Source organism: Peptostreptococcus sp. MV1, assembly GCF_000758885.1.
GTDB lineage: Bacteria > Bacillota > Clostridia > Peptostreptococcales > Peptostreptococcaceae > Peptostreptococcus.
This window is the reverse complement of the sequence record NZ_JRNB01000089.1, coordinates 1-3,258: the sequence shown is the minus strand read 5'-3', so window position 1 is coordinate 3,258 and position 3,258 is coordinate 1. Positions and strand designations below refer to the sequence as shown.

Annotated in this window: 3 protein-coding genes and 1 pseudogene; all 4 read left to right on the top strand. The window is 32.5% G+C overall.

Annotation, left to right across the window (positions count from 1 at the left end; translation table 11 throughout):
- Positions 1 to 104 precede the first annotated feature (104 nt).
- Positions 105 to 656 carry a HEAT repeat domain-containing protein gene (locus HMPREF1639_RS06685; RefSeq protein WP_242847297.1) on the top strand — a complete coding sequence of 184 codons (552 nt, stop codon included), beginning with the start codon at positions 105 to 107 and terminating at the stop codon, positions 654 to 656.
- Positions 640 to 1,104 carry a hypothetical protein gene (locus tag HMPREF1639_RS06680; protein WP_024379010.1) on the top strand — a complete coding sequence of 155 codons (465 nt, stop codon included), beginning with the start codon at positions 640 to 642 and terminating at the stop codon, positions 1,102 to 1,104. The genes HMPREF1639_RS06685 and HMPREF1639_RS06680 overlap by 17 nt, the downstream gene beginning before the upstream one ends.
- Positions 1,105 to 1,499: 395 nt before the next feature.
- Positions 1,500 to 2,852, top strand: a complete 1,353-nt coding sequence (locus tag HMPREF1639_RS06675; RefSeq protein WP_036764689.1) for an MATE family efflux transporter — start codon at positions 1,500 to 1,502, stop codon at positions 2,850 to 2,852.
- 287 nt (positions 2,853 to 3,139) lie between these two features.
- Positions 3,140 to 3,258, top strand: a pseudogene (locus HMPREF1639_RS06670) (sigma-70 family RNA polymerase sigma factor); the annotation flags it as partial.

The following is a 3,258-nucleotide window of genomic DNA, read 5'->3' as shown; positions in this document are numbered from 1 at the left end:
ATTTAGCGTTGGGAGAGAATTTTTTCTCTCACCAACGCTAAATATTATACAACCCGAAAAATAAGGAGAATTGGAAAACAGCTATTGATGAAGTTTCTATTTACTTGAACGAAAATCATTCTGACGATGTAAAAGCAAAGGTCTTATGGCTTCTTGGAGAAATGGGATTAAATTATCCATTAGAAGTAAAAAAGTATGTTGCAGATATTGCAAGTTACTTACATGATGATCGCTCTAAATTAAGAGAGCGTTCAGTAAATGCACTTGGAAGAATAGGCAGAGCTGATAAGCAGTTGATTGTTCCATATTTAGATAAAATAATGGAAATGAGAAAAGATAATGTAGATGAAGTAAGACTTGCATTCGTTTGGGCTTGTGAAAATATTGCAACAAATGCTCCGGAACTGTTCTGTGAAAAACTTGATATGTTTTATGAAATGATACAAGACAAAGGGGAGAGAATACGGATAGAAGCACCTGAAATGTTCAGAGTAATAGGAAAAAGGAAACCGTACTATGTCAAACCATACTTAGAAAAATTACAGTGGCTTGCAGATAATGATGCACATCCTGTTGTTCGTATCCATAGTGCCGGTGCAATTCGAATTACCAAAAGAGCATTAAAGGAGAGTGAAGACAATGCCACAGATGACTAAAGGCGGAAAATATATTTTTGGTTGGTCGAAGATAAAAGAAGATGGAGAGTTAAGTTTTCCGACTATGGCAATAAAGGAGTACAAATTAGAAAAAGAAAAGTATGTCTATATTGTTTCAGGAAGTAAGCAGACAGGTGGCTTCTGTGTTATGCCGGAAAAATTACTTTCCGATTCAAAATTAAATAGCATATTAGTTAGAAATAAATGTTTGGCAGAGAGAAGTTTACAAGAGGGAGAACTTATTTCATATAAGGGGAGAATGTATGGATGGCTATCTTTGAATGGAACAAATGTAAATCTTCCTCAGTCTTTAATGGATTCTTTGGGTGTTAACATAGGAGATAAACTTTTGGCAATTAGAAGTAGTAACATTGCTTTTACAATGGGATTCAGAGGTTCGTTGATAGATAAAGCGAATAATTTTAAGGGGAAAATCGAAACTTTCTGATGTGAGTATGTTGTTTTGACGATTTTTGAAAAATATGATAAAATATTACTATATAGCTGAAAGGGGATTGTTATGAGAATTCACTTAAGAAATCATCCTAAGAACAAACTTAATTCTGTACAAATGAAACCGATGAAACATTGTACAGAGTATAGCAAATAGATTGCATTTAATATTTCATCGGGAAATACAAAAAAATTAGGCCATTTATTGGCTTTGTTTTTGTGTACATTTCTCGATATATAATTAAAATGTAAAGGGCTATAGGCAATGTTTTGTCTGTAGCCTTTTGTTTTATAAATTATTAAGCAAAAGGCAGATACTATTTTGTATTTATGCCTTTTTTTGTTGCATAAATACAGAAAACAAAATATTGAGAAGTGGAGAAAGTTTAAATGAACGAAAACAGAATAAAAATTTTGAAAGAAGAAAATATTGATAAGTCACTTTTTAAGTTAGGTATTCCTATGGTTGTCAGTTTATTGGTAGCTGCTTTATACAATGTTGTGGATACCTATTTTGTGTCTGGACTTGGGAAAGAGGCAGTAGCTGCCGTTTCAGTTGCGTTCCCAATTCAACTTATCTTTTTAGGAATAGGATTAACATTTGGTGCAGGAGCAGGCTCTTATATATCAAGGCTACTTGGAGAAAATAATAAAAAGGAAGCAAGTATTGTAGCAACAGTTGCTCTTATATCAAGTGCAATTTTAGGGATAATTACAGCTATTGTATTGTTTTGCTATTTAGAGGGCGTTTTGAAATTTATGGGAGCCATTCCATCTATTATGGAAATTTCTAAGTCTTATACAGGAATATTCATAGTAGGCGGTATTTTGGGATCAATCAATGTAACACTTGGTAACTTAGTCGTTGCACAAGGAGCTGCCAAAATTTCATTAAAAGCTATGCTTTTAGGTTCTATATCAAATATGGTTTTGGATCCGATATTCATATTTGGACTTAATTTAGGAGTGAGAGGTGCAGCTATTGCGACACTTATAACCAGAGTGATAACGAGTCTAATGTATCTCATTTACTTTATAGGAGATAAAAATTTAATTGAGATGAAATTATCTAACTTCAAGCCTACATTTGCAATTTATAAAGAGATATTGAAGATAGGAATTTCCATGTTGATACTTCAGATTTTACAAACTATATCTATAAGTAAAATATCTTATGCAGCGTCCTTTTATGGAGAAGAAGCAATAGCTGCAATAGGTATTGCTCTTAGGATTGTAACACTTGGAACAAATGTTGTATTGGGATATATGAAGGGACTTCAACCGTTAGCCGGATTTAATTACGGAGCTAAGAATTATGAAAGAGTGAGAGGTGCTATCAAGGCAAGTATTAAATGGACAAATGTATTTTGCATAGTGTGGACTTTGATAATTTATATTTTTTCACCAAGTATATTATCTATATTTGGGACTGATGAAAATGTATTAAATATAGCAGTGCAGGCATTACGAGCAGGTGTCATTATGTTTATAACATTTGGATTTCAGTTTACCTACTCTACCTTATATTTGTCTATGGGAAAGGCATTAGGGGGAATATTTCTAAACTCATTGCGACAAGGCATTGTATTTATCCCTATCATTTTAATGTTGCCTAAATTTATGGGACTAAATGGTGTTATATATGCACAAGCAATTTCAGATTTGATAACAACAATCATCACAATTCCTTTTGCTATTAGCATTCATAAAAAATTGAGATTGGTAATAAAGAACAATTTATAATTACGAATTTCATCTGCTGATTCAAAAATAAGGAGGCATCTAAGTGTAGAAATAGTTATGGAGGTAATGTGAATGAGTGCGTATTCATGTTTTGTAAATAGGCTGTTGATTATGCCTTTTTGGTTCGCTTTTATATAGATATTTTCTTGAACAATTAAATAGTGTAATAACAATAAGAGTTAATTTGATTGTTATTTTCGGAGGACTTTTTACGCCAAAGTGTAGAAGCCCTCCTTTTTTATTCTCAGAAAACCCAAAAAGAGAACTTAAAAAAGGAGGAACACACAATGGAGAAGAAAGAATATTACCTTTATGTCAAAGGAAAAGCCGTACCAGTAAATGAAGAAGTTTACAAAGCCTATTGGAAGATAACAGAGCATGAAAAATATCTTCAGAAAAAGGATTG

Excerpts from the sequence above, each read along its gene's own strand:
- HMPREF1639_RS06680 (WP_024379010.1), top strand. The coding sequence starts at position 640 with ATGCCACAGATGACTAAAGGCGGAAAATATATTTTTGGTTGGTCGAAG.
- HMPREF1639_RS06675 (WP_036764689.1), top strand. The coding sequence starts at position 1,500 with ATGAACGAAAACAGAATAAAAATTTTGAAAGAAGAAAATATTGATAAG.